General features: G+C 71.4%; 22 protein-coding genes. 7 read left to right on the forward strand and 15 right to left on the reverse strand.

Annotation, left to right across the window (positions count from 1 at the left end):
- Positions 1–243: 243 nt before the first annotated feature.
- Together ligD and WQ56_RS15290 are read right to left on the reverse strand one after the other, a co-directional pair.
- The gene (ligD, locus tag WQ56_RS15285; protein ID WP_047138005.1) at positions 244–2,841 is read right to left on the reverse strand and encodes a DNA ligase D; all 2,598 of its coding nucleotides are present in this window, start codon (positions 2,839–2,841) and stop codon (positions 244–246) included.
- 4 nt (positions 2,842–2,845) lie between these two features.
- Positions 2,846–3,775, reverse strand: coding sequence for a Ku protein (locus WQ56_RS15290; RefSeq protein ID WP_047138006.1), 930 nt, complete (start codon positions 3,773–3,775; stop codon positions 2,846–2,848).
- A gap of 317 nt (positions 3,776–4,092) precedes the next feature.
- Here WQ56_RS15290 and WQ56_RS15295 point away from each other — a divergent pair, with 317 nt between their 5' ends.
- Positions 4,093–4,290, forward strand: coding sequence for a hypothetical protein (locus WQ56_RS15295; protein WP_047138007.1), 198 nt, complete (start codon positions 4,093–4,095; stop codon positions 4,288–4,290).
- Positions 4,291–4,426: 136 nt separating this feature from the next.
- Complete coding sequence (locus WQ56_RS15300; protein WP_047138008.1) at positions 4,427–6,604, forward strand: glycoside hydrolase family 3 N-terminal domain-containing protein; 2,178 nt, start codon at positions 4,427–4,429, stop codon at positions 6,602–6,604.
- A gap of 72 nt (positions 6,605–6,676) precedes the next feature.
- Here WQ56_RS15300 and WQ56_RS15305 read toward each other — a convergent pair whose 3' ends face one another.
- The 6 genes from WQ56_RS15305 to WQ56_RS15330 all read right to left on the reverse strand — a co-directional run bounded on the left by WQ56_RS15305 (position 6,677) and on the right by WQ56_RS15330 (position 12,253).
- Positions 6,677–7,072 (reverse strand): DUF6165 family protein, encoded by a 396-nt coding sequence (locus tag WQ56_RS15305; RefSeq protein WP_156170572.1) that lies wholly within the window; start codon positions 7,070–7,072, stop codon positions 6,677–6,679.
- Between the two features lie 33 nt (positions 7,073–7,105).
- The gene (locus WQ56_RS15310; RefSeq protein ID WP_047138010.1) at positions 7,106–7,873 is read right to left on the reverse strand and encodes an N-acetylmuramoyl-L-alanine amidase; all 768 of its coding nucleotides are present in this window, start codon (positions 7,871–7,873) and stop codon (positions 7,106–7,108) included.
- A 118-nt stretch (positions 7,874–7,991) separates the two neighbouring features.
- Positions 7,992–9,335 (reverse strand): ammonium transporter, encoded by a 1,344-nt coding sequence (locus tag WQ56_RS15315; protein ID WP_231583434.1) that lies wholly within the window; start codon positions 9,333–9,335, stop codon positions 7,992–7,994.
- A gap of 19 nt (positions 9,336–9,354) precedes the next feature.
- On the reverse strand, positions 9,355–9,693 hold the full coding sequence (locus tag WQ56_RS15320; protein WP_047138011.1) for a P-II family nitrogen regulator: 339 nt from the start codon (positions 9,691–9,693) through the stop codon (positions 9,355–9,357).
- 382 nt (positions 9,694–10,075) lie between these two features.
- Positions 10,076–11,485 carry a type I glutamate--ammonia ligase gene (glnA, locus tag WQ56_RS15325; protein ID WP_047138012.1) on the reverse strand — a complete coding sequence of 470 codons (1,410 nt, stop codon included), beginning with the start codon at positions 11,483–11,485 and terminating at the stop codon, positions 10,076–10,078.
- A gap of 294 nt (positions 11,486–11,779) precedes the next feature.
- Positions 11,780–12,253: an Lrp/AsnC family transcriptional regulator gene (locus WQ56_RS15330; RefSeq protein ID WP_047138013.1), complete on the reverse strand. Its 474-nt coding sequence runs from the start codon at positions 12,251–12,253 to the stop codon at positions 11,780–11,782.
- A 129-nt stretch (positions 12,254–12,382) separates the two neighbouring features.
- On the opposite strand from WQ56_RS15330, the gene phhA reads away from it, so the two are divergent.
- Complete coding sequence (gene phhA, locus WQ56_RS15335; protein ID WP_047138014.1) at positions 12,383–13,285, forward strand: phenylalanine 4-monooxygenase; 903 nt, start codon at positions 12,383–12,385, stop codon at positions 13,283–13,285.
- A gap of 30 nt (positions 13,286–13,315) precedes the next feature.
- On the opposite strand, the gene WQ56_RS15340 is transcribed toward phhA, so the two are convergent.
- From WQ56_RS15340 to WQ56_RS15355, 4 genes are all read right to left on the reverse strand, one after another.
- On the reverse strand, positions 13,316–15,466 hold the full coding sequence (locus WQ56_RS15340; protein WP_047138015.1) for a TonB-dependent receptor: 2,151 nt from the start codon (positions 15,464–15,466) through the stop codon (positions 13,316–13,318).
- 95 nt (positions 15,467–15,561) lie between these two features.
- Positions 15,562–16,590 (reverse strand): alcohol dehydrogenase AdhP, encoded by a 1,029-nt coding sequence (gene adhP, locus WQ56_RS15345; RefSeq protein ID WP_047138016.1) that lies wholly within the window; start codon positions 16,588–16,590, stop codon positions 15,562–15,564.
- A gap of 92 nt (positions 16,591–16,682) precedes the next feature.
- Positions 16,683–17,321 (reverse strand): response regulator transcription factor, encoded by a 639-nt coding sequence (locus tag WQ56_RS15350; protein WP_047138017.1) that lies wholly within the window; start codon positions 17,319–17,321, stop codon positions 16,683–16,685.
- Entirely contained in the window at positions 17,318–18,520 is a 1,203-nt protein-coding gene (locus WQ56_RS15355; protein ID WP_047138065.1) for a histidine kinase, read from the reverse strand. The genes WQ56_RS15350 and WQ56_RS15355 overlap by 4 nt, the downstream gene beginning before the upstream one ends.
- Positions 18,521–18,569: 49 nt before the next feature.
- Here WQ56_RS15355 and WQ56_RS18795 point away from each other — a divergent pair, with 49 nt between their 5' ends.
- Both WQ56_RS18795 and WQ56_RS15360 read left to right on the forward strand, forming a co-directional pair.
- A complete protein-coding gene (locus tag WQ56_RS18795; protein WP_156170574.1) occupies positions 18,570–18,719 on the forward strand; it encodes a hypothetical protein in 150 nt (49 codons plus the stop codon).
- On the forward strand, positions 18,716–18,964 hold the full coding sequence (locus tag WQ56_RS15360) for a hypothetical protein (RefSeq protein ID WP_156170575.1): 249 nt from the start codon (positions 18,716–18,718) through the stop codon (positions 18,962–18,964). Before WQ56_RS18795 ends, WQ56_RS15360 begins: the two co-directional genes overlap by 4 nt.
- A 96-nt stretch (positions 18,965–19,060) precedes the next feature.
- Here WQ56_RS15360 and WQ56_RS15365 read toward each other — a convergent pair whose 3' ends face one another.
- Positions 19,061–20,266: an amino acid aminotransferase gene (locus tag WQ56_RS15365; RefSeq protein ID WP_047138019.1), complete on the reverse strand. Its 1,206-nt coding sequence runs from the start codon at positions 20,264–20,266 to the stop codon at positions 19,061–19,063.
- A 159-nt stretch (positions 20,267–20,425) separates the two neighbouring features.
- Here WQ56_RS15365 and WQ56_RS15370 point away from each other — a divergent pair, with 159 nt between their 5' ends.
- Together WQ56_RS15370 and WQ56_RS15375 are read left to right on the forward strand one after the other, a co-directional pair.
- The gene (locus WQ56_RS15370; RefSeq protein ID WP_047138020.1) at positions 20,426–21,454 is read left to right on the forward strand and encodes a class 1 fructose-bisphosphatase; all 1,029 of its coding nucleotides are present in this window, start codon (positions 20,426–20,428) and stop codon (positions 21,452–21,454) included.
- Complete coding sequence (locus WQ56_RS15375; protein WP_047138021.1) at positions 21,451–22,152, forward strand: 2OG-Fe(II) oxygenase; 702 nt, start codon at positions 21,451–21,453, stop codon at positions 22,150–22,152. The genes WQ56_RS15370 and WQ56_RS15375 overlap by 4 nt, the downstream gene beginning before the upstream one ends.
- Before the next feature lie 170 nt (positions 22,153–22,322).
- On the opposite strand, the gene WQ56_RS15380 is transcribed toward WQ56_RS15375, so the two are convergent.
- On the reverse strand, positions 22,323–22,757 hold the full coding sequence (locus WQ56_RS15380) for a response regulator (RefSeq protein WP_047138022.1): 435 nt from the start codon (positions 22,755–22,757) through the stop codon (positions 22,323–22,325).
- Complete coding sequence (locus tag WQ56_RS15385) at positions 22,754–23,830, reverse strand: PAS domain-containing sensor histidine kinase (protein ID WP_052773043.1); 1,077 nt, start codon at positions 23,828–23,830, stop codon at positions 22,754–22,756. Before WQ56_RS15385 ends, WQ56_RS15380 begins: the two co-directional genes overlap by 4 nt.
- Positions 23,831–23,891: the final 61 nt, after the last annotated feature.

The raw sequence follows: 23,891 nt of genomic DNA on the forward strand, positions 1-23,891 counted from the left end.
GAGCGGCCTTGGCCGCGAGGGCCTTCCCCGTAAGGCCCCTTCGCGCGCAAGCGCGCTCCTACGGATGCGCCTCCCGGCGACGGTGCGGCGTAGGGACCACGTAGGAGCGGCCTCGGCCGCGAGGGCCTTCCTGGCAGGTCCCTTCGCGCGCAAGCGCGCTCCTACTGGCGTCAGCAGCGTCGATGGCGTCCGGAAGGCCGATTTCGGCCGTGGCGCCGCAGGATCGCGCCATCGAGCGTCTTCTCAACGCGAGCGTCGCCGGGCCTGCTCGGGCAGCGTCTGCCGCAGCGTCTCGAAGCCCTCCCAGGGATGCGCGCCGAGCCGCTTGAGGCGGGCGGGCGCGTTGCGCAGCGTCCACTGGTTGCCGGCCTTGACCCGGCCCAGTTCCTCCCAGCGCAGCGGCATCGCCACCGGGGCACCGGCACGCGCACGCAGCGAGAACGACGCCACCGCGGTCGCGCCGCGGCCGTTACGCAGGTAGTCGACGAAGATCCGCTCCTTGCGGAACTTCTTGGTCGCCGTGGCGACGTAGGTCAGCGGCTCGAGCTGCGCCAGGCTCTGCGCGAAGGCCTGAGCGAACGGCTTGGCGACCGACCAGTCGCAGCCCGGATCGAGCGGCACCACCACGTGCAGCCCCTTGCCGCCGGAGGTGCGCACGAACGATTCGAGGCCCACCTGCTGCAGCAGCCCGCGGATCTGGCGTGCAGCGGCGACGATGTCGCGCCAGGCGATGCCCTCGCCCGGGTCGAGGTCGAAGACAATGCGGTCAGCGATGTCGGGCGCCTGCGCGAGTGCGCCCCAGGGATGGAACTCGAGCGCGTTGAACTGCACCAGCTCCAGCGCGGCCGCCGCGTCGTTGACGACGAGGTAGTCGCCCGCGCCGCCCGACTCCTCCTTCAGCCGCACCGTTTCCACCAGCTGCATGCCGGCGGTGTGGTGCTTCTGGAAGAAACAGGCGCTGTCGATGCCGCCCGGGCACCGGATCACCGACAGCGGCCGGCCGGCGATCTCGGGTAGCAGCCAGTCCATGACCCCGGCGTAGTACGCGGCGACGTCGCCCTTGGTCAGCGTGTCGCCGGGAAACAGCACCTTGTCCGGGCTCGACAGCGTCGGCGGCGTACGCGAATCCACGGCCGCCTTGCGGGTCGCCGCCTTCTTCGCGGCTGCGCCGGCGGCAGCGCGCTTGCGGGCAGGCGTCTTGCTGCGGGTCTGCGTTGCCATCTCGTCGTCTCCTGCGGGGGCGCCGCGGTCGCTGTCGTGCAGGTCCTCGACCGACTTGTCCGGCCGCACCGCCTTGAGCGAGGGCTGGCGCAGCAGGCCATGGCCGCCGGTGCCGCGCGAGAACACCTCGACCACGAAGCGCGGCGCGAACCAGCGCGCGGCGCGCAGGTCGGTGTCGTTGGGCGGCACGTGGACCGTGGGATCGTCGCGTCCGGCCTTGCCGATGCGCTGGGCGATCTGTTCGAGCAGCGCATCGCTGAAGCCCGAGCCCACGCGCCCGGCGTAGCGCCAGCCGTGTTCGGCGTCGGGACGGGCGAGCAGCAACGAGCCGAAGCCGCTGCGGCTGCCCTTGGGCGGGGTGTACCCGACCACCGCGTATTCGTCGCTGGCCAGCTCCTTGGTCTTGCGCCAGTCGTCGCCGCGCCCCGGGCGATAGCCGCGGTCGCCGCGCTTGGAGATGATCCCCTCGAAGCCGGCCTGCGAGGCCAGCTCGATCGCGGTCGCCGCCTCGCCCTCGATGTGCGAGCTCCAGGCCAGGTGCGCGGGGAGCGGATCGCCGAGGATGCGTTGCAGCAGCGCCTTGCGCGCGAACAGCGGTGCCTCGCTGACGTCGACCCCGTCGACGTGCAGCAGGTCGAACAGCACCAGCGCCAGCGCGCCCTGGCGCTCGCCCGACAAGGTCTGCTGCAGCAGGTTGAAATCCGCGCGCGCGCCGCGCCCGGCGATCAGTTCGCCGTCGAACGCGGCCGAGCGCAGGCCGAGCCGGGTCAGCGCCTCGGTGATCTCCGGCACCCTGGCGGTCCATTCGAGCGCATTGCGCGACCACAGCCGGACCTTGCCGCGCGCAATCGTGACCAGCAACCGGTAGCCGTCCCATTTGAGCTCGTGCAGCCAGGCCTCGCCGGTGGGCGCGGATTCGCCGAGCTTCGCCAGTTGGGGGGCGAACGGGCCGTCGGGCGCGGCCGCGCGGCGGGCGCCGTCGAGCTTGCGTGCGGCTGCCGCCCAGTCGTGCTTACGGCGCGTGGCGACGGCGACCTCGCGCTCGCCACGCTTGCGCGCCTTGCCGGTGCCGGCGCGCTTGGCGTCCTCGGGTGGGGGCGGTGCGATGTCGCCGAGCAGGTCGTCGGCGTCGAGCTTGCCGGCGTACGCGTCGCGGTCCTTGAACAACAGCCACTGTGGCTGCCTGCCCGGCCGGGCCGTGCGCACCAGGTGCCAGCGTCCCTTGAGCTTGCGGCCGAAGAGTTCGAAGCGCAGGTGGCCCTTGGCCAGCGCCTCTTCCGGATCGCCGTCGGCGGCCCAGGCCCCGGTGTCGAACCGCGCGACGTGCCCGCCGCCGTACTGGCCCTTGGGAATCTCGCCCTCGAAGCCCGCATAGTCGAGCGGATGGTCCTCGACCTGGACCGCCATGCGCTTGACGTCCGGGTCGTAGCTCGGCCCCTTGGGCACCGCCCAGCTGCGCAGCGCATCGCCCACCTGCAGCCGGAAGTCGTAATGCCGGCGGCTGGCGTGATGCAACTGCACGACGAAGATCGCCCGCCGCCCGCGCGGCGCGGACTTGCCCGGCTCCGGTTCGCGGGTCGCGTCGAAGCTGCGCTTGCGGCGGTACTCGGCGAGGGTCATGGCGTCACGAGGCCTTGCGCACGGCCTTCTTCGCGGTCTTCCTGGCGCCCTTGGCGGCGGTCTTCTTGGCCGGCGCCTTCTTCGCCGCGCTCCGCGCCGGTGCCTTCGTCGCCACGGCCTTCTTGGCCGGCGTGCGCTTGTTGCTCTGCAGGCTCTGCTCGAGCAGCGACACGAAGTCGACCACGTTGGTGGCCGCATCCTCGCGCGGCTCCGGCTCCTCGGTCACGCGCGTGGTCGCACCCTTGGCCTTGATGCGCTTCTGGATGATCGCGGCCAGGCGCTCGCGGAACTCGTCGTGGTAGCCCTCGGGATCCCAGTCGGCGGCCATCGACTCGATCAGCTGCGTGGCCATCTGCACCTCCTTGTCGGCGATGCGGTAGTCGGCGGCATCGCCGGTGGGCAGCTTGTAGTCGTTGGGATCGACGAGTTCCTGCGGGTAGCGCAGCAGCATCAGCACCAGCGCGTCGTCCTCGGGCAGCACCGCGCACAGGTACTCGCGCGTGCGGATCACGACGCGCGCGATACCGATCTTGCCGGTCCGCTTCAGCGTCTCACGCAGCAGCACGTAGCCCTTCTCGGCCTTCTTGCCCGGCACCAGCACGTAGGGCTTCTCGAAGAAGCGCGTGCCGATGCTGCCGGCGTCGACGAAGGCCTCGACGTCCACCGACTCGTGCGACTCGGGCGCGGCCGAGGCGATGTCCTCCTTCTCGATGACGACATAGCTGCCCTTGTCGTACTCGAACGCCTTGACGATCTCCTTCCACGGCACCTCCTCGCCGGTGTCGGCGTTGACCCGCTCGAAGCGGATCGGCTTCTTGTCGCGCGAATCGAGCATGCGGAAGCTCAGGTCGGTTCGGCGCTCACCCGACATCAGCGAGACCGGGATGTTGAGCAGGCCGAACGACAGCGAGCCGGACCAGATGGGACGTGCCATGGGATCTCCGATGCGCAGCGGGCGCGAGTGCGCCCGCGGGTGCGCGGCAGGGCGGGCGCGGTCGTCGCAGGCTGGCAAAGGGCTCGTGGACCCCGCGTCAACCCCGGACGCGCCAGCGGCGCAGGCGTGGACATCGCGTCGGGCATCGCCTCGCGCAGCCGGCGGCGGGCCGGCGACCCGGCGCCGGACGGACTGGGCGCACGTCGGGCCGGGCCGTCGCGGGCCTGCCGGGCCCGCCTGCCGGCGCTGCGCACCGCGATCGTCCGGTCCGGCGGGCTTTCACGCACGGTTGAGCCGACCGGCGCGACGTTACGCGCATGAGCCCAGACCACGACATCGACAAGACGCCCCACGAGCGCGACCGCACGCCTGCGCCCGCATCCCCTGAGGATGCGCGCGAGCACCAGGGACATCGCGAACGGCACGAGGAGAACACCCACGACGAGGCGCTGGAGGAGACCTTCCCCGCCAGCGATCCCGTCTCGCCGTTCGTGCCGGCCCGCGATCCGGAGTGAGGGGTCGGCGCCGCACGGCGCACTGCACCGGGGCCAGCACGGCGCGCGCATGCCCGGCCATTGGGGACGACCCTACCCGCACGACCTGTCGAGACACCTATAATCGCCGGCTGTAATCGTTTACACAGGATCGACGATGCGTCTTGACGACCGGCTGGAAGCGCTGCTCGCCCGTATGACCGTGGAGGAGAAGATCGGCCAGCTCGGCATCTTCGCCGACATGCTGCGGCCGTTCGCCGCGGACGTGAATCCGGAGATGAACGAGCTCAACGCCGGCGAACTGCGCGAGCGTATCCGGGCCGGTCACGTCGGCGCGGTCTTCAATGGCGTCGGCGCCGCCCAGGGCCGCGAGGCGCAGCGCATCGCGCTGGAGGAAAGCCGGCTCGGCATCCCGCTGCTGATGGGCGCCGATGTCATCCACGGCATGCGCACGGTGTTCCCGATTCCGCTGGGCGAGGCCGCGAGCTTCGAGCCCGAGCTGGCCCGGCGCACCGCACGCGCGGCCGCGATCGAGGCGACCGCCTGCGGCCTGCACTGGACGTTCGCGCCGACGCTCGACATCGCCCGCGACCAGCGCTGGGGCCGCGTGGCCGAGGCCGCCGGCGAGGACGTGGTGCTGGCCAATGCCTTCGCGGCCGCGCGCGTGCGCGGCTTCCAGGGCGACGACCTGACCGCCTACGACGCCCTATTGGCGAGCCCCAAGCACTTCGTCGGCTACGGCGCGGTGATGGGCGGACTGGACTACAACAGCGTCGAGATCTCCGAGGGCACGCTGCGCGACGTTCACCTGCCGCCGTTCAAGGCCGCCATCGACGCCGGCGCACTGACGGTCATGAGCGCGTTCAACGACATCAACGGCGTGCCGGCCTCCGCGCACGACGGCCTGCTGACCGACCTGCTGCGCGGCGAGTGGAAGTTCGGCGGCTTCGTGGTCTCCGACTACACCGCCGATTTCGAACTGGTCGCGCACGGCTTCGCCGCCGACGACCGCGAGGCGACGAAGCTGGCGTTCACCGCCGGCGTCGACATGAGCATGCAAAGCGGGCTCTACGCCGCGCACCTGCCGGACCTGGTCGCCAGCGGCGAGGTGCCGATGGCGACGCTCGACGAGGGCGTGCGCCGGGTATTCGCGGTCAAGCAGGCGATCGGCCTGTTCGACAATCCCTATCGCTCGCTCGACCCCGAGGCCGAGGCCGCGCTCGATCCGCAGGCGCTGCATGGCGCACTGGCGCGCGAGGCCGCGCAGCGTTCGATCGTGCTGCTCAAGAACGAGGGCGACCTGCTGCCGCTGAAGAAGGCCGGTCAGAAGATCGCGCTGATCGGGCCCTACGCCCGCGACCGCGACAACATCGAGGGATGCTGGACGCTGTTCGGCGACAAGCGGCTGCACGTGAACCTCGAGGACGGCCTGCGCGCCGCGCTCGACGACGGCGACGCGCTGACGGTGGTGGACGGCAGCGGCATGGAGGACGCGCTCGACGGCGGCCTCGATGCCGCAGTGGCCGCCGCGCGCGACGCCGATGTCGTGCTGCTGGCGATCGGCGAGCCGCAGAACTACAGCGGCGAGGCGCAGTCGCGCACGCAGATCGTGATCCCGGCCGCGCAGCAGGCGCTGGCCGAAGCCGTCGCTGCGACCGGCACGCCGGTCGTGGTGCTGCTGCGCCATGGCCGCGCGCTCGCGCTGCACGGCGCGGTCCGCGATGCGCAGGCGATCCTGGCGACGTGGTTCCTCGGCACCGCGACGGGACCTGCGATCGCCGACGTGCTGTTCGGCGACTACAACCCGTCCGCGCGCCTGCCGGTGAGCTTCCCGCGCGATTCGGGCCAGCAGCCGCTGTACTACAACCGCCAGCGCACCGGCCGGCCCGAGCTGCCGGAGATGAGCGAGTTCAAGAGCCGCTGGCGCGAGATGCCGCACAGCCCGCTGTACCCATTCGGCCACGGCCTGTCGTACACGCGCTTCGAGTACGGCCCGGTGCAGCTGTCGGCCGACACGCTCGACTGGGACGGCACGCTGATCGTCTCGACCACCTTGCGCAACACCGGCGACCGCGCCGGCGAGGAAGTCGTGCAGCTGTACGTCCACGATCGCGTCGCCAGCCGCGTGCGTCCGATCCGCGAGCTCAAGGCCTTCCGCAAGATCGCACTCGCGCCGGGCGAGGAGACCACGGTCACGTTCGAACTGCATCGCGACCAGCTCGCCTTCACCACCCGCAGCGGCGCCTTCGCTGCCGAGCCGGGCCTGTTCGATGTCTGGATCGCCCCGCATTGCGAGGCCGGCGAGGCGGTGCAGTTCACGCTGCGCGGGGCGTGACGCGCGTTCCGGGCGTCCGCGCCCGGATCACGGTCGGCAGCTCGCCGCGCGCGCGGCGACTGCCCCCGCCCTTCAGTCCGCGTCCGCCGCGTACTGCTTCTCTTCGATGAAGCCGGCGCCGGCCAGCCGGTTGATCGCGTTCTTGAGCTCCACGCGGGCGTGGTTGGTCGTGGCGACCGCGCGCGCGAGGCGGATGAACTCGTCGTCGAAGGTCTGGCGGCGCTCGCGGTCGCGCAGGCCGTCCTGGATGTCCCACATCGTCGCATTGACGGCCTTGAGCTCGGCCTTCAGCGGCGCGAAGCCGGGATCGCCCGCCTCGACGCCGCGCCAGGGCGCCAGCAGCGCCTCGAGCTCGGCGCGCACGTGCGCGAGCTTGTCCGCATCGTCGAGCCGCTCGGTCTTGATCTCGAGGATGGTGATCTTGTCGGCCAGCTCGCCGACCGATACCGGGGTCATCACTGCGCCCACGCCTGTCTCCTCGTCGCTGGAAAGCCGGTCATTCTAGTCGCGCGGCGCCGGCGCGGCCCGGCGCGTGGCCGGGATCGTCCAGCCCTGGACCAGGGCGTACAGGATGCGGCGGTCCTCGTCGTCGAGCCCGCCGGTCGCCTGGGCGCGGAAGCGCAGCCGGAACGCGCGCGCGGTCGCGTCGGGATCGTCGGTCGCGTAGCCCAGCGTGCGCAGCGCCTGCAGCGCGTCGAAGCCGGGCGGCGCAGGCGGGGTGCCGTCCTGAGGCCACACGCCGTAGCCGTGCTCGGCCAGCCGCCGCCACGGGAAATGCACGCCGGGATCGATCTTGCGCGCGGGCGCGAGGTCGGAATGGCCGATGACGTTCTCCGGCGCGATCCGCCAGCGCGTGCGCAGGTCCTCGAGCAGCACCAGCAGGCTCTCGACCAGCGGCTCGGCGAACGGTTCACGGCCGTTGTTGTCGAGCTCGATGCCGATCGAGGCCGAGTTGACGTCGGTGATCGCGCCCCAGCGTCCGGCGCCGGCGTGCCAGGCGCGGTCGAGATCGGACACCAGCTGGTAGCGCTCGCCGCGCTTGCCGATCAGGTAGTGCGCGCTCACCCGGCCGCCGCTGTTGGCGGTGCGCAGCGTGTCGAGACTGCGCTCGACCGAATCCTGCTCGGTGTAGTGCAGCACCACCAGCACCGGGCGACGTGGGTCGTGGTTGGCCGACGGCACCCAGGTGGCGAGTGGATTGCGCGGCGCCTGGTGGGCGCAGGCGGCGAGCAGCAACGCGACGAGCGCGATCGACAGACGTCTGGACATGGCTGCATTGCACCGCAGGGCGGCGGCCCGGCGCAAGCCGACCGCCCCCGAAGCGACGGGCGACGGCCTTCCCCGCCGCCGCCCGTCCATCCCCTTCCCCAAAGCGATGTCCTGGGTGCTACTTCTCGTAGGCCGATTCGCCGTGCGAGACGATGTCCAGGCCCTGACGCTCGTCCTCCTCGCTCACGCGCAGGCCCACGACCGCGCGCGTGAGCAGGATCGCGAGCGTGGTCACGACCGCGCACCAGGCGATCGTGAACAGCACGCTGAAGGTCTGTGCCCACACCTGGGCGCCGATCGAGACGTCGAGGCCGGTGCCGCCGAGCGAGGCGTCGCTGAAGACGCCGGTCAGGATCGCGCCGACAATGCCGCCGACCGCATGCACGCCGAACACGTCGGCGGTGTCGTCGGCGCGCAGCAGGCGCTTGAGGCCGTTGACGCCCCACACGCACACCGCGCCGGCGGCCAGTCCGATCGCCAGCGCACCGATCGGGCCGACGCTGCCGGCGGCCGGGGTGACGCCGACCAGGCCGGCCACCGCGCCCGAGGCCGCGCCCAGCGCCGACGGGCGGCCCTTGCTGATCGCCTCCACCAGGCTCCAGGCGACGACGCCCGCGGCCGTGGCGACCATCGTGTTGATCATCGCCAGCGCCGCGCTGGCATCGGCGGCCAGCGCCGAACCGGCATTGAAGCCGAACCAGCCCACCCACAGCAGCGAGGCGCCGATGAAGGTGAACGGCACGCTGTGCGGCTTGATCGCCTCGCGGCCGTAGCCCAGTCGCTTGCCGACGAAGTACGCACCGACCAGGCCCGCGATGCCGGCGTTGATGTGCACCACCGTACCGCCCGCGAAGTCGATCACGCCCTTGTGCGCGAGGAAGCCGTCCTCGCCGCTCCACACCATGTGCACCATCGGCAGGTAGGCGAACGTCACCCACAGCACGGTGAACAGCAGCACCGCGCAGAACTTGATGCGCTCGGCGAACGCGCCGACGACCAGCGCGGCGGTGATGCCGGCGAACGTCGACTGGAATACCACGAACAGCAGTTCGGGCAAGCCGTCCGCATCGCTGTCCGGCGTGATCCCACGCAGGAAGGCCTTGTCGGTGAACGAGCCGAAGAACGCGTTGCCCCCGGTGAACGCGGCGCTGTAGCCGTAGGCGACCCACAGCAGGATCACCACCGAAAACACCACCAGCACCTGCACCAGCACCGACAGCACGTTCTTGGCGCGGACCATGCCGCCGTAGAACAGCGCCAGCCCCGGCACCACCATCAGCAGCACCAGCAGCGTGGACGTGAGCATCCAGGCGACGTTGCCGCTGTCGAACGCGGGCGCCGCCGCGTCGGGCGCCTGCGCCAGCGCGCCGGTCGAGACGCCGAGCAGCGCGAGCGCGCACGACAGCGGCAGGCCCGCCGCCTGCATCCGGGTCGTCCACCCGCGGGTCTGGATCGAGTTCATGGCATGTCTCCGGATGGGGTCAGAGCGCATCGGCGCCGATCTCGCCGGTGCGGATGCGCAGCACCTGCTCGAGCGCGACGACGAAGATCTTGCCGTCGCCGACCTTGCCGGTCGCCGCGGCGGCGGTGATCGCCTCAAGCGCGGCCTCGTAGGCCTCGTCGGTGACCGCGCACTCGATCTTGAGCTTGGGCAGGAAGTCGACGACGTACTCGGCGCCGCGGTAGAGCTCGGTGTGGCCCTTCTGGCGGCCGAAGCCCTTGACCTCGGTGACCGTCAGGCCGGTGACCCCGGCCTCGCCGAGCGCCTCGCGGACCTCGTCGAGCTTGAAGGGCCGGATGACGGCGGTGATCAGTTTCATGCGTGCGCTCCTGGGGCGGGGCCGGCGGCGCCGGCGGCCGTCCGCGCACGGGCGGCCGGTGCGACGTCGCAGGTCGGGACGGTGCGGATGGCGGGCGCGCCACGCCGGCGGCCGGCATGGCCCCGGCGTGCCGGGACGCGCGCGGCGGACTGCGCGGCGATGGCGATGTCGTGCTGCGACATGTCGGGCTCTCGTGCGGACGGGCCCTCCCCGGGCGCACGATGCGTGCGCCCCTGCTGCGTGCGCTCTTGCGGCGCCTCGCATGCCCGGCGGTTGCGTGCCGGGCGCCGCTGCCGGCGACGCCGCCGACCGTGGGGGAGGGAGGCGTCGCCGTCGGCGGTGGAACGACGGGGGCCGGCGCGGGCCGCCCCCCGGTACAACGTCAGATCGCGTAGTACAGCTGGTACTCGAGCGGATGGGTCGCGCCGCGAAATGCGGTGACCTCCTTCATCTTCAGCGCGATGTAGGCATCGATGAAGTCGTCGGTGAACACGCCGCCGGCCTTGAGGAACTCGCGGTCGGCGTCGAGCGCGTCGAGCGCTTGGTCGAGCGAGTGGCACACGGTCGGGAAGTTCTTCTCCTCCTCCGGCGGCAGGTCGTAGAGATCCTTGTCGCTGGGGCCGCCCGGGTCGATCTGGTTCTTGATGCCGTCCAGGCCGGCCATCATCAACGCGGCGAACGTCAGGTAGCCCGACTGCATCGGATCGGGGAAACGCATCTCGATGCGGCGCGCCTTGGGGTTGGCGACGTACGGGATGCGGCACGAGGCCGAGCGGTTGGAGGCCGAGTAGGCCAGCATCACCGGCGCCTCGAAGCCCGGCACCAGGCGCTTGTAGGAGTTGGTCGAGGCGTTGGCGAACGCGTTGATCGCACGCGCGTGCTTGAACACGCCGCCGATGTACCACAGCGCGGTCTGGCTCAGGCCGCCGTAGCCGTCGCCGGTGAACAGGTTGGTGCCGCCCTTGGCCAGCGACTGGTGCACGTGCATGCCGCTGCCGTTGTCGCCGACGATCGGCTTGGGCATGAAGGTCGCGGTCTTGCCGTTGCGGAACGCGACGTTCTTGACGATGTACTTGAGCGTCTGCAGCTCATCGGACTTGGCGACCAGCGAGTTGAAGCGCGTGCCGATCTCGCACTGGCCGGCGTTGGCGACCTCGTGGTGGTGCACCTCGACCTCGATGCCGACCTGGGCCAGCGTCTTGCACATCTCGGCGCGGATGTCGTGCAGCGAGTCGAGCGGGGCAACCGGGAAGTAGCCGCCCTTGACGCCGGGGCGATAGCCGCTGTTGCCGCCCTCGTATTCCTTGGCCGAGTTCCAGTGCGCCTCTTCCGAATCGATGTGGAAGAAGGTGTGGCCCATCTCGTTGCCGTAGCGCACCGAGTCGAAGATGAAGAACTCGGGCTCGGGGCCGAAGAAGGCCTGGTCGGCGATGCCGCTGGACTTGAGGAACGCCTCGGCCTTCTTGGCGATGCCGCGCGGGTCGCGCTCGTAGGACTGCATCGTCGTCGGGTCGAGGATGTCGCAGGTGATCACCAGCGTCGGATCGGCGGTGAACGGGTCGACGAACGCGGTCGAGGCGTCGGGCATCAGCACCATGTCCGAGTTCTGGATGCCGCGCCAGCCGCTGATCGACGAGCCGTCGAACATCTTGCCGTCCTCGAACAGGCCCGGCTCGACGATCGACTGCGGGAACGTGACGTGGTGCTGGACGCCGCGCATGTCGGTGAAGCGCAGATCGATGAACTCGATCTTGTGGTCCTTGATCAGCTTTTCGACGTTGTCGATGGACATCGGGAACGACCGCCTTGGTGTTGGGTGTGCCAGAGATCAAGCAAACGGCGTGCCAACATTTCTTCCGCTGATTAATCAATAGTTTACGATTATTGGCGCAGCGGTAGCGGGTCAAACTTTTGCATCCATCAGGTGCGTATCTTAAAAATGCACCATTTCCGTGCGCCGAATCCGCCGTTGTAGGAGCGCGCTTGCGCACGATGAAGCGTTCCCGGTAAGGCGCCATCGCGCGCAAGCGCGCTCCTACGGAGGGAACGCCTGGACCAAACTGTGGATGCGTGGCGCCTGGCACCATCAGCCAGGCAACGGCAGCCCGCGCCAGGCCTTGACCGTGCGCAGCACGAAGCTGGAATTGACGTCGTCGACCGCGGGCTGGTTGAGCAGCCGGTCGAGCAGGAAGTGCGAGAAATGCTCGAGGTCGCGCACCGCGACCTGCAGCAGGTAGTCCATGTCGCCGGTCAGCGCGTGGCAGGCGACGACCTCGTCCCAGTCGTCGACCAGCCGCGCGAAACCGGCGACCGCGGCGCTGTCGTGGTGCTTGAGCTGCACGCGCACGAACGCCTGCAGCCCCAGGCCCAGCCGCTCGGCGCTGACCTCGGCCCGGTAGCCGGCGATGACGCCGTCGCGCTCGAGCCGCTGGACCCGGCGCAGGCACGCCGAGGCCGACAGGTGCACGCGCTCGGCGAGGTCGGCATTGCTCTGGCGGCCGTTGCGCTGCAACTCGGCGAGCAGCAGCAGATCGGTGCGGTCCAGCGTCTCGGCGCCCATAGATTGCCCAGATTCGTATTCAGACGCATGGATATTGCGCACAAACCAGGTTTACGCGCAACGAACGCAAGCCCGTTGCGGAGCTCCGGCGGTATCGTCGAAGGCCGCTTGTCCTTCCAGGAGCGTCCGATGTCCGCCCAGCCTTCCAGCGCCCCGCGCCGCGTCGAGAACCAGCAGACCGACAAGGGCAAGGTCCCGGTCTACGCAACCGGCATCGTCGAGCAGCCGTGGGATGGCTACAGCACCGACGACCATGCGACCTGGGCCGCGCTGTACGCGCGCCAGCGCGCATTGCTGGTCGGGCGCGCCTGCGACGAGTTCCTCGCCGCGCAGGACGCGATGGGCATGACGCCCGACGCGATCCCGAAGTTCTCCGAGCTCAACGCGGTACTCGAGGCCGCGACCGGCTGGACGCTGCTGGGCGTCGAGGGCCTGCTGCCGGAGCTCGATTTCTTCGATCATCTCGCCAACCGCCGCTTCCCGGTGACGTGGTGGATCCGGCGCCCCGACCAGATCGACTACATCGAGGAGCCGGACCTGTTCCACGACCTGTTCGGTCACGTGCCGCTGCTGATGAACCCGGTGTTCGCCGACTACATGCAGGCCTACGGGCGCGGCGGGGTCAAGGCGCACGGCATCGGCCCCGAGGCGCTGCAGCACCTCACGCGGCTGTACTGGTACACGGTCGAGTTCGGGCTGATCCGCCAGGCCGACGGGCTGCGCATCTACGGCGCGGGCATCGTCTCGTCGAAGGGGGAATCGCTGTACGCGCTCGAGTCGGACGCGCCCAACCGCATCGGCTTCGACCTGGAACGGATCATGCGCACGCGCTACCGCATCGACACGTTCCAGAAGATCTACTTCGTCATCGACAGCTTCGAGCAGCTGATGGACGCCACGCGGCCGGACTTCGCGCCGATCTACGCGCGCCTGGCGACGCAGGATGCGATCGACGCCGGCACGGTGCGCAATGCGGACCGGGTGCACCATCGCGGCACCGGCGAGGGCTGGGCCGCGGGCGGGGACGTCTGACGCCCAGGCTTCCCTGCCTGCGTCGACCGTTCACCGCTCCCAGGTCCACTGGGCGCCGAGCAGCACGCCGCGGCCGGGGCCGGGTTCGTAGAAGCGGCCGTTGCCTTCGTTGACGATCACCGAGCCGATGTGGGCGTGGTCGAGCAGGTTGTCGATGCGCACGAACGTGCGCAGCTCGCCGGCATCGAAGCGCCAGCGCCGCGCGCCTTCGAGGTGCAGCAGCGCGTAGCCCGGCGCGCGCCCGGTCGCGAGGTCGTCGACGACCACGTCGCCCACGCCCACGCCCTCGATCGCCGCGCTCCATGGGCCCCCCGTCCAGTCCAGCCGGGCGAACAGCTGCCGCGCCGGCACGCCCGGGATGCGCGCGCCGGCCGCGACCGGCGTCGCCGGCACCGTGCAGCCCGCGCCGGTGCAGACGCGATAGTCGTCGCGGAACGTCGCGTCGAGCCAGGTCGCCGCGACGTGCAGGTCGAACGCGTCGCCCAGCGGCTGGCGCAGCGACAGTTCCGCGCCCTGGCGCCGCGCCCGCCCGATGTTGCGGAAGCTGCTGCGGCCGCCGACGTTGCGCGCCACCGCGAGCTCGTCGTCGGTGTCGGCGCGGAACAGGGCCGCGTTCCACGTGGCGCCCGAGCGCGCGCGCCACTTGGCCCCCAGTTCGAGGTTGTCGCTGACCGCAGGCGCCAGATCGAACGCCAGTCCGGCGGCGCCGTCGGCGCGGTAGCCGAGCTCGTTGAACGTCGGCGTCTCGAAGCCGCGGCCGGCCGACAGATACGCACGCAGGTCGTCGCGGGGCGCGAACACCAGCCCGGCGACCGGCGAGGTCTGGCGGTAGGCGATGCGGCCGCTGTCGTCGGGGTTGGCCGCGGTGACGTAGGCGTCGCGCGAGACGAACTCGACCTCGCTGTGGCGCACGCCGGCCAGCAGCGACCAGCGCGGCGCGAAGGCCCAGTACGCCTGCGCGAACTGGTCGCGGTTCTCCACCGTGTTGCGCTCGTCGCGGCGCAGCGCGCCCCGCACGCCGAGCGTGTCGCCGGCGAAGTTCTCGAAGCCCTGGCGGTGCTGGCGCTGGCGGTCGGCGTTCGCGCCGACGGTCAGCTCCAGCGGCCGTCCGGCGAGCCGGCCCTCCCAGCTCCAGCGCAGGTCGAGCCCGCCGTAGGCGTTGTCGAGGTCGATCACGCCGCCCGCGCTCAGCGGATTGGCCTGCGCGCCCGGCGGAATCGGCAGGAACTGCACGACCGCGCGCTCGCCGCCGTAGGCCATCGCGCGCAGCGTGTGCGCATCGCCCACGCCGTGCTCGTAGACCGCGCCGGCCTGGTGCTGGCGCACCGTCTTGCGGGTGTCGAACTGCAGCGCGACCGGCGCGACCTGGCGCGGATTCGCGCGGACCTGGTCGGCGGTCAGGCCCAGCGGGTCCTGGGCGTCGATGTCGACCCAGTTCGCGACCAGGTCCAGGCGCCGCCGGTCGCCCAGATCGACGCGCAGCTTCGCGTTCGCCGAGTCGCGACGCGCGGCGCTGTGGTCGCGCCAGCCGTCGGTGTCGAAGCGCGACAGCGCGAGGTTGTAGCCGAGCGCGTCGGTGCCGCCGCGCAGCTGCGCGGCCAGGCTCGTCGTGTCGTCCCGGCCGTGGCTGGCCTTGAACCGCCAGTCGTCGCCGGGCATGCCGTCGGCGCTCCACAGCTGGACCACGCCGCCCGAGGAATTGCCGTACAGCGACGAGAACGGCCCGCGCATGATCTCGATGCGGTCGCCGCCCACGAGGCTGAAATGCGACAGCTGGCCCTGCCCGTCGGGCATCGAGGCCGGGATGCCGTCGGCGTAGAGCCGCACGCCGCGCACGCCGAAGGTCGAGCGCGCGCCGAAGCCCCGGATCGACAGCTGGGTGTCCTGCGCGTGGTTCTGGCGGTCGCGCGCGAGCAGGCCGGGCACGCCGGCCAGCGGTTCGGAGGCGACGGTACCGGCGCGGTTGCTGTCGGCATCGTCGAGCCGCAGCGCATCGACCGACGCCGGCGTGTCGAAGTCCGACACGCCGCGCAGCCGGGTGGCGTCGACGCGCACCCGTTCGAGCGTGCGCGGCGCGTCGGCCGCGATCGCCGGCGACGCGACGACGCAGCAGACGGCGATCGCCAGCGGCAGCGAGGCGAGGAACGGGACGGCGCGGGGGGCAACGGAACGCAGGGACATCGGCAGGCGGCAATGACGACGGGCGTGCACGGTAGCAGACGCCCGGCGACGCGCCCGTGCCGCCGACCCGGACGGGGCCGGCGGCGGGCGGCGGATCAGGCCGCGAAATCGAGCACGACGCGGCCCTCGATCTTGCCGGCGTGCATGCGCGAGAACACGTCGTTGATGTTCTCCAGCCGGTCGGTCGAGACCGTCGCGGCCACCTTGCCCTGCGCGGCGAAGTCCAGCGACTCCTGCAGGTCGAGGCGGGTGCCGACGATCGAGCCGCGCACGGTCACGCCGTTGAGCACCATGCCGAAGATGTCGAGCGGGAACTCGCCCGGCGGCAGGCCGTTGAGCGAGACTGTGCCGCCGCGGCGGACCATGCCAATCGCCTGCTCGAAGGCCTTGGGCGAGACCGCGGTCACCAGCGCGCCGTGCGCGCCGCCGATCTCCTGCTTCAGGTACGCGACCGGATCGGTGGTCTTCGCATTGACCGTGACCGTCGCCCCCAGCCGCGTGGCCAGGTCGAGCTTGGCGTCGTCGACATCGACCGCGGCCACGTTCAGGCCCATCGCGCGGGCGTACTGCACCGCCATGTGGCCCAGGCCGCCGATGCCCGAGATCACGACCCAGTCGCCGGGTTTGGTGTCGGTGACCTTCAGGCCCTTGTAGACGGTGACGCCGGCGCACAGCACCGGGGCGATCTCGACGAAGCCGACGTTCTTCGGCAGGTGGCCGACGTAGCCGGCATTGGCCAGCGCGTACTCGGCGAAGCCGCCGTTGACCGAGTAGCCGCTGTTCTGCTGCGCCTCGCACAGCGTCTCCCAGCCCCCCAGGCAGTGCTCGCAGTGGCCGCAGGCCGAGTACAGCCAGGGGATGCCGACGCGATCGCCTTCCTTGATATGGGTCACGCCCTGGCCGACCGCGACGACGTGGCCGACGCCCTCGTGGCCGGGGATGAACGGCGGATTGGGCTTGACCGGCCAGTCGCCGTCGACCGCGTGCAGGTCGGTGTGGCAGACGCCGCAGGCTTCGATCTTGACGAGGATGTCGCCGGCCGCCGGACGCGGCACCTCGACCTCCTCGATGACCAGCGGCTTGCCGAATTCGCGGACCACCGCCGCCTTCATCGTCTTGTCCATCGTCCAGGCTCCAGCACAGTCAGGGGACCTCAGGCTAGCGCGATGCCGCAGGCACGGCGTTGATCCGCATCAAACCCGGGCGTGCGGGCGCCTCAGATCACCCGCAGCGTGATCGCCTTGAGCACCGCGCGGGTGCGGTCGCGGGTGCCGAGCTTGTCGAGGATCGCCGAGACGTAGTTCTTCACCGTGCCTTCGGCGAGGAACAGGCTGCGCGCGATTTCCTTGTTGGAGTAGCCACCGGCGAGCAGGCGCAGGATCGCGACCTCGCGGTCGCTGAAGGTCTCGCGCGGCGCGCGGTCGTCGTGGAAGCGATAGCGCGCGCGCACCGGGTCGGTGCTGACCGGCTGCAGCAGGGTCTCGCCGGCCGCCACGCGCATGATCGCCTCGCGCAGGTCCTCGGGCGCGGCGTCCTTGAGCAGGAAGCCCTGCGCACCGGCGTCGGTCGCGCGCAGCAGCAGGTCGCTGTCGTCGAAAGTCGTCAGCAGCAGCACCGGCGTCGCATCGCCGCGCGCACGCAGCGCGGCCAAGGCGTCGATGCCGTCCAGGCCCGGCATGCGGATGTCGCTGAGCACCACGTCGACCGGCGTCGTGGCGATCCGCTCGAGCAGCGCCGCGCCCGAATCGGCCTCGAACGCGACGTCGACGCCCTGGCCCTGCAGCAGCGCGCGCAGCCCGGCCCGGACCAGGGCCTGGTCGTCGGCCAGCGCAACGCGGATCGGGGCTGCGGTCATGCCGGCAGCTCGGCGTCGAGGCGCATCGCCCCGCGCGGGCTGCGCTGCAGCCGCAACGCACCGTGCAGCGCGTCCAGGCGCTCGCGCATGCCGGCGATGCCGTTGCCTTCGCGCCAGGGTGCGCGCAGCCGGCCGTCGTCCTCGATCGCGATGCGCAGCCGCGCGCCCTCGCGCCACAGCCGCACGTCGAGCAGGTCGGCGTCGGCGTGCCGGGCCGCGTTGGTCAGCGCCTCCTGCACCAGCCGCAGCAGCGCCTCGGCGATCGCCGGGTCGGTCACGCGCACCGTCTCGTCGATCTCCAGCCGCAGCCGCGGGCGCGGCATCGGCGCGGCCAGCGCATGCAGCGCGGTCGCCAAGTCCAGTCCCTCGCCGTCGCGCAGGGCCTGCACTACGTTGCGGATGTCGCCCAGCAGCTCGCCCGACAGCTGCTCGGCGATGCGCACCTGGGGATGGCCTGCGAACGCGGGATCCTCGCCGAGCGCGCGCAGGTTCAGGCGCAACGCCGTGAGCTTGTGCCCGGCCACGTCGTGCAGCTCGCGCGCCACGCGCAGGCGCTCGGCATCGCGCGCGCTGTCGGCCAGCAGCGCGCGCGTGGCCAGCAGGTCGGCGTTGACGCGCGAGAGCGCATCGCGCGTGCGTTCGGCGCTGCGCGCGTAGTGCATGCACAGTGCGGCGAAGGCCTGGAAGCCGGCGAAGATCAGCACCGACATCAGCGGCGCGCCGAAGCCCGCGACGTGCTTGAGGATCAGGTAGTAGACGGTGTCGACCAGGATCAACGCCATCGTCGCCACGCGCGGCGACCAGTCCGAGAACGCCACCGCGATCCAGATCACCAGCAGCACCGGCGCGGTGCCGGGCTTGGGGTCGAGCGCGATCAGCGCCAGCGCCATCGCCGGCAGGATCGCGATCACCGCGTGCTCGACGCGCCGCATCCGCGGCGGCCACAGCGACAGCGAGAGGAACCCGACGGAGAACAGGCCGAGCAGGACCCAGGCCGCCGCCTGGCGCGCGGGGTCGTAGTAGCGCATCGAGAACGCGACCGCGCCGAGCGTCAACAGGCCGGCGAGGTTGAGCGGTTCGAACGGGCGGCGGGGCTTGACCATGGCGCCATGCTGCAAGCCGTCGCCGGGCGCGGCAATGGGCGCGGCGCGGAAGGTGACTTCCGGCACTGCGGATCGATGACCACTGGCAGCAGGTATCGGGGTACGGCACGCGGAGACTGTGGCCACACCCGATCAGGACATCGTCATGACCCGCACCCCCGCCGCCATCGCCGCCCCCTTCGCTGTGCTGGCCGTCGCCACCGCACTCGCCGCCCCGGTGCAGGCGGCCGATCTCGACGTGCGCATTCGTGATGCCCGCAGCCAGAGCGGGCATTGCGCGCAGGCGGCGGCGTGACGCCGCCCCGTCCAATGCTCCGGTGGCGCATCGTCGCGCTGGTCGCGGCGCTGGTGCTCTGCCTATGGCTCGGCTGGCGTGACTTCGATCCCGACATCGCGCGGGACGAAGTCCGTGAGGCGATCCGCCTCGCAGTACGACGCAGCGTGCAGATTGCGGTGCAGTTCATCGCACCCGGCGTACTGCTCACGCTGCTGACACGGGAGCTGGGCGGGCGGTGGCGCGCCAGAAAGCGCGGTCCCTGACGCATTGCGAGGACGCGCGTGCAGGCATCCCACTCGCGGTATCGTTCCTGCGAAGCACTTGCAGCCTCCCCGCACGCGGGGAGGCTGCAACCGCGATCAGCTGCGGCTGACCGTGGCAACCGCCTGCGCCACGTAGTCGAGGTTCTTCGTGCTCAGCGCGGCGACGCAGATGCGCCCGGTGCCGACGGCGTAGATGCCGAACTCCTCGCGCAGGCGGTCGACCTGCGCCCGGCTCAGGCCCGAGTACGAGAACATGCCGGCCTGGTCCTGGATGAACGCGAACTGCGGCGCGCCGTGCGCGGCGAGCTTCTCGACCAGGCCGGCGCGCAGCGCGTGGATGCGCTCGCGCATCTGGCCGAGCTCGGCCTCCCAGCGCGCGCGCAGCTCGTCGCTGCCGAGCACGCCGGCGACCAGCGCCGCACCGTGGGTCGACGGGCTCGAGTAGTTCGCGCGCACGATGCGCTTGATCTGCGACTGCACCGCGCGGCTCTGTTCGGCATTGGCCGAGACCACGGTCAGCGCGCCGACGCGCTCGCCGTAGAGCGAGAACGACTTGGAGTACGAGCTGGCGACGACGAACTCGGCGATGCCCGACGCGGCGAGCAGGCGCACGGCCGCCGCGTCCTGCGCGATGCCCTGGTCGAAGCCCTGGTAGGCCATGTCGACGAACGGGAACAGCCCACGCTCGCCCAGCACCTCGATGACCTGGCGCCACTGGTCGGCGGTGAGGTCGGCGCCGGTCGGGTTGTGGCAGCAGGCGTGCAGCAGCACGACGGTGCCGGCCTCGAGCTTGCGCAGGTCGGCGAGCATGCCGTCGAAGTCGATGCCGTGGCGGGCGGCGTCGAAGTAGGTGTAGTCGACGACCTCGAAGCCGACCGCGCCGAACACCGCGCGGTGGTTTTCCCAGCTCGGGTTGCTGATCGCGATCGTCGCGTGCGGCAGCAGCTTCTTGAGCAGGTCGGCGCCGGTGCGCAGCGCGCCGCTGCCACCGATCGTCTGGGTGGTCGCGACGCGGCCATCGGCCAGCAGCGGCGAATCGCCGCCGAACAGCAGCTCGCGGGTCGCGCGGGTGTAGTCGGGCATGCCATCGATCGGCAGGTAGCCGCGTGGCTTGGCCTCGGCGGCCAGCCGCTGCTCGACCTCGCGCACCGCGTCCAGCACCGGGATGCGCCCGGCCTCGTCGTAGTAGATGCCCACGCCGAGATTGACCTTGGTGGCGCGCGGATCGGCGTTGTAGGCCTCGGTCAGACCGAGGATGGGATCACCGGGAACGAGTTCGACGTCTGCGAAGAAGGAGGACACGGCACGGCCTGCGCGGAAGGAGGAGGGGGTGCGGCGCGCCGGGCGCGCGGCAAACCCATGCAGGATAGCGGGCCGGCGCCGCGCGCGCGACGGCGCCGGGACAGCGCGGCGCTTCCGGGCGACAATGCCGGCGTCCTCGCTCCCACGGAAAAAGTCGCCATGCCCGCCATCTCCCTGACCCGCCACCTGATCGAGGAACAGCGCCTGGGGCACGTCACGCCGGACCTGCGGCTGCTGCTGGAGGTCGTGGCGCGCGCTTGCAAGCGCATCTCGGTCGCGGTCGGCAAGGGCGCGCTGGGCGACGTGCTCGGCGAGGCCGGCGGCGAGGCGGGCAGCATCAACGTGCAGGGCGAGGCGCAGAAGAAGCTCGACGTGATCAGCAACGAGATCCTGCTCGAGGCGAATGCCTGGGGCGGCCACCTGGCCGCGTGCGCGTCCGAGGAGATGGCCCACTGCGAGCCGATCCCCGACGCCTTCCCGCGCGGCAACTACCTGCTGGTGTTCGATCCGCTCGACGGCAGCTCCAACATCGACATCAACGCCAGCGTCGGCACAATCTTCTCGGTGCTGCGCTGCCCCGAGGGCGCGGGCGCGGTCGAGGACGCGCACTTCCTGCAGGCCGGCCGCACCCAGGTCGCCGCCGGCTACTGCCTGTACGGGCCGAGCACGATGCTGGTGCTCACGATCGGCCACGGCACCCACGCGTTCACGCTCGACCGCGAGCAGGGCTCGTTCGTGCTGACCCGGGCCGATCTGCGCATCCCCGAGACGACCCGCGAGTTCGCGATCAACATGTCCAACCAGCGCCACTGGGAGGCGCCGACGCAGGCCTACGTCGCCGACCTGCTGGCCGGGGCGCTGGGCCCGCGCGGCAAGGACTTCAACATGCGCTGGGTCGCGGCGATGGTCGCCGACGTGCACCGCATCCTGACCCGCGGCGGCATCTTCATCTATCCCTGGGACCGCAAGGACCCGTCCAAGCCGGGCAAGCTGCGGCTGATGTACGAGGCCAACCCGATGGCGATGCTGGTCGAGCAGGCCGGCGGCGCGGCGACCAACGGGCGCAGCCGCATCCTGGACATCGAACCCGATTCGCTGCACCAGCGCGTGCCGGTGTTCCTGGGCTCGAAGGACGAGGTCGAGGCCGCGACCCGCTACCACCTTGAGCACGACGGTGCCGTGTCATGACCGGGGCCGACTTCATCGAAGTCGTCCCCGGTGCGCTGGCACCGCAGGCGTGCGCGGCGATCGTCGCGCGGCTGCGCGCCAGCCCCGACCTGCAGCCCGGCCAGGTCGGCGGCGGCCTGCATCCCGAGCTCAAGCGCAGCCGCGACCTGTCGATCGGCGAGCGCGCCGACTGGGCCGACGTCGTCCAGCAGCTCAACGTCGCGGTCTACGGCGGCGTGCTGGCGTACCTGCGCAAGTACCCGCAGGCGCTGATCGCGCCGCTGATGCTGCAGCAGCCCGACGCGTCCGGCGCGCTGCGCCGGCTGGTCGCCGAGGACTTCGCCGACATGGACGACGCGCGGCTGGGCGGCCTGCTGCAGACCTGTCTGCGGCCCGGCCAGATCAACCTGCAGTGGTACGCCGCCGGCCAGGGCGGCTACCCGTACTGGCACTGCGAACTGTTTCCGCGCGACACCGGCTGCGAGACGCTCCACCGCCACCTGCTGTGGACGATCTACCTCAACGACGGCTTCGACGCCGGCGAGACCGAGTTCCTGTTCCAGCAGCGCCGCGTCGTGCCGCGCACGGGCGACCTGCTGATCGCGCCGACCGCGTTCACCCATACCCAGCGCGGCAACGTGCCGCAGGGCGGCGACAAGTTCATCGCCACCAGCTGGATCCTGTTCCAGCGCGCGGAAACGCTGTACGGCGGCGGCTGACCTCGCGACCGCTGCGGCTCGTCTGCGGCGGCAGAAGGTGATGCTGCGACCGCGGTGGGTGTCGGCCAGCGCGATATGGGCCAGCGGACGCTGCGTAGGAGCGCGCTCGCGCGCGATCGGGGGCTCCGGATTGCTTCAATCGCGCGCGAGCGCGCTCCTACAGAACGGTGTCAGCCGCGCGGGTGGTTGAGCACCAGCCAGTACAGGCCGATCTGCTTGACCACCTCGACGAACTTCCCGAAGTCCACCGGCTTGCGGATGTAGCTGTTGACGCCCAGCGCGTAGCTGGCCTCGACGTCGAACGGCTCGGTGCTGGTCGTGAGCACGACCACCGGCAGGCCGCGGGTCGCCGGGCTGGCGCGCAGCGCCTGCAGCACCTCGCGCCCGTCGAGCTTGGGCAGGTTGAGGTCGAGCAGCACGATCGACGGCAGCTGGCTCGCGTCGCGGCCGGCGTGGCGGCCGCGCGCGAACAGGTAGTCGAGCGCCTCGGCGCCGTCGCCGACCACGACCAGCCGGCCGTCGATGCCGGCTTCGACGAACGCGATGCGGGTGAGTTCCGCGTCGTCGGGGTTGTCCTCGATCAGCAGGATCGTGTGTTCGCTCATGGGGGCGATGCGTCCTCGGCCGGCGGCGCCGGCAGGTCGATGAAGAAGGTGGTGCCGACGTCCTCCGCCGATTCCACCCGGATGCGGCCGCCATGCGCCTGCGCGAGCCGCTGGGCGATCGCCAGCCCCAATCCATGGCCGGCACCGTCGTCGGCGCCGTGCAGGCGCCTGAACGGCACGAACAGTCGATCAGCATAGCGCATGTCGAACCCGCGGCCGGCGTCGCGCAGCCGCAGCCGCAGCCGGTCGCCGACCCGCTCGCCGTCGAGTTCGATCTGCACCTGGTCGCGGTGGGCCGAGAACTTCCACGCGTTGTGCAGCAGCTTGCCGAGCATCTGCTTGAGCGCGTGCTCGTCGCCCCAGGCCCACAGCCCGGGGGTCACGTCGATGTGCGCCGCGCGCCCGGGATCGGCGTCCTGCAGTTCGGCGCAGATCCAGTCGCCGAGCAGGCTGATGTCGACCGGGCCGGGGCTGCGCGGCGCTCGGGCGGCGCGCATGGTCTCGAGCAGCGCGTCGATCAGGCCGCCGGCCTGCGCCGCGGCGCCGCGGATCCGCTGCACGTGGTCGCGCACCAGCGCGGTGTCCGCCCCGTCTCCCTGGGCGGCCAGCCGCCGGGAGAACTGCTCGATCGTGCGCACCGGCGCCCGCAGCTCGTGCGAGATGCCGAACGCCAGCGTGTCCTGCAGCAGTTCCATCGTCCGCAGCGCGGTCGCGTCGTGGAGCTGCAGCAGCGCGTCGCCGCCCGGCAGCGCGGTCAGCGACAGCTGCAGGCAGCGCGTGCCGTCCTCGCCCCGGTCGAGGGTGACCGGAAGCGCGTGCAGGCCGTCGCCGCCGCCGGCGAGCGCGGTCAGTGCGGCATCGACCTGGGCGGCGACCGGGGCCAGCGCGTCGCGATGCGCGGCACTGCCCACCAGCGCACCCGGCGCGGTGCCGAGCAGCCGGGCCAGGGCCGGGTTGGCGCGTCGCCAGGTGCCGTCGGGCGCCAGTTGCGCCAGACCGGTGGCGAGATGGTCGAAGACGTCGGTCGCCAGGCCGGGCCGGACTGGCGATGGGGAGGACACGGCGTCGGGCATGCGTGGGCTGGGCGCGGAACGGCGGGAAGCCGCGCAGTGTAGGAAATCCTGGCGTGGAGGC

Source organism: Luteimonas sp. FCS-9, from assembly GCF_001014645.1.
Classification (GTDB): domain Bacteria; phylum Pseudomonadota; class Gammaproteobacteria; order Xanthomonadales; family Xanthomonadaceae; genus Luteimonas.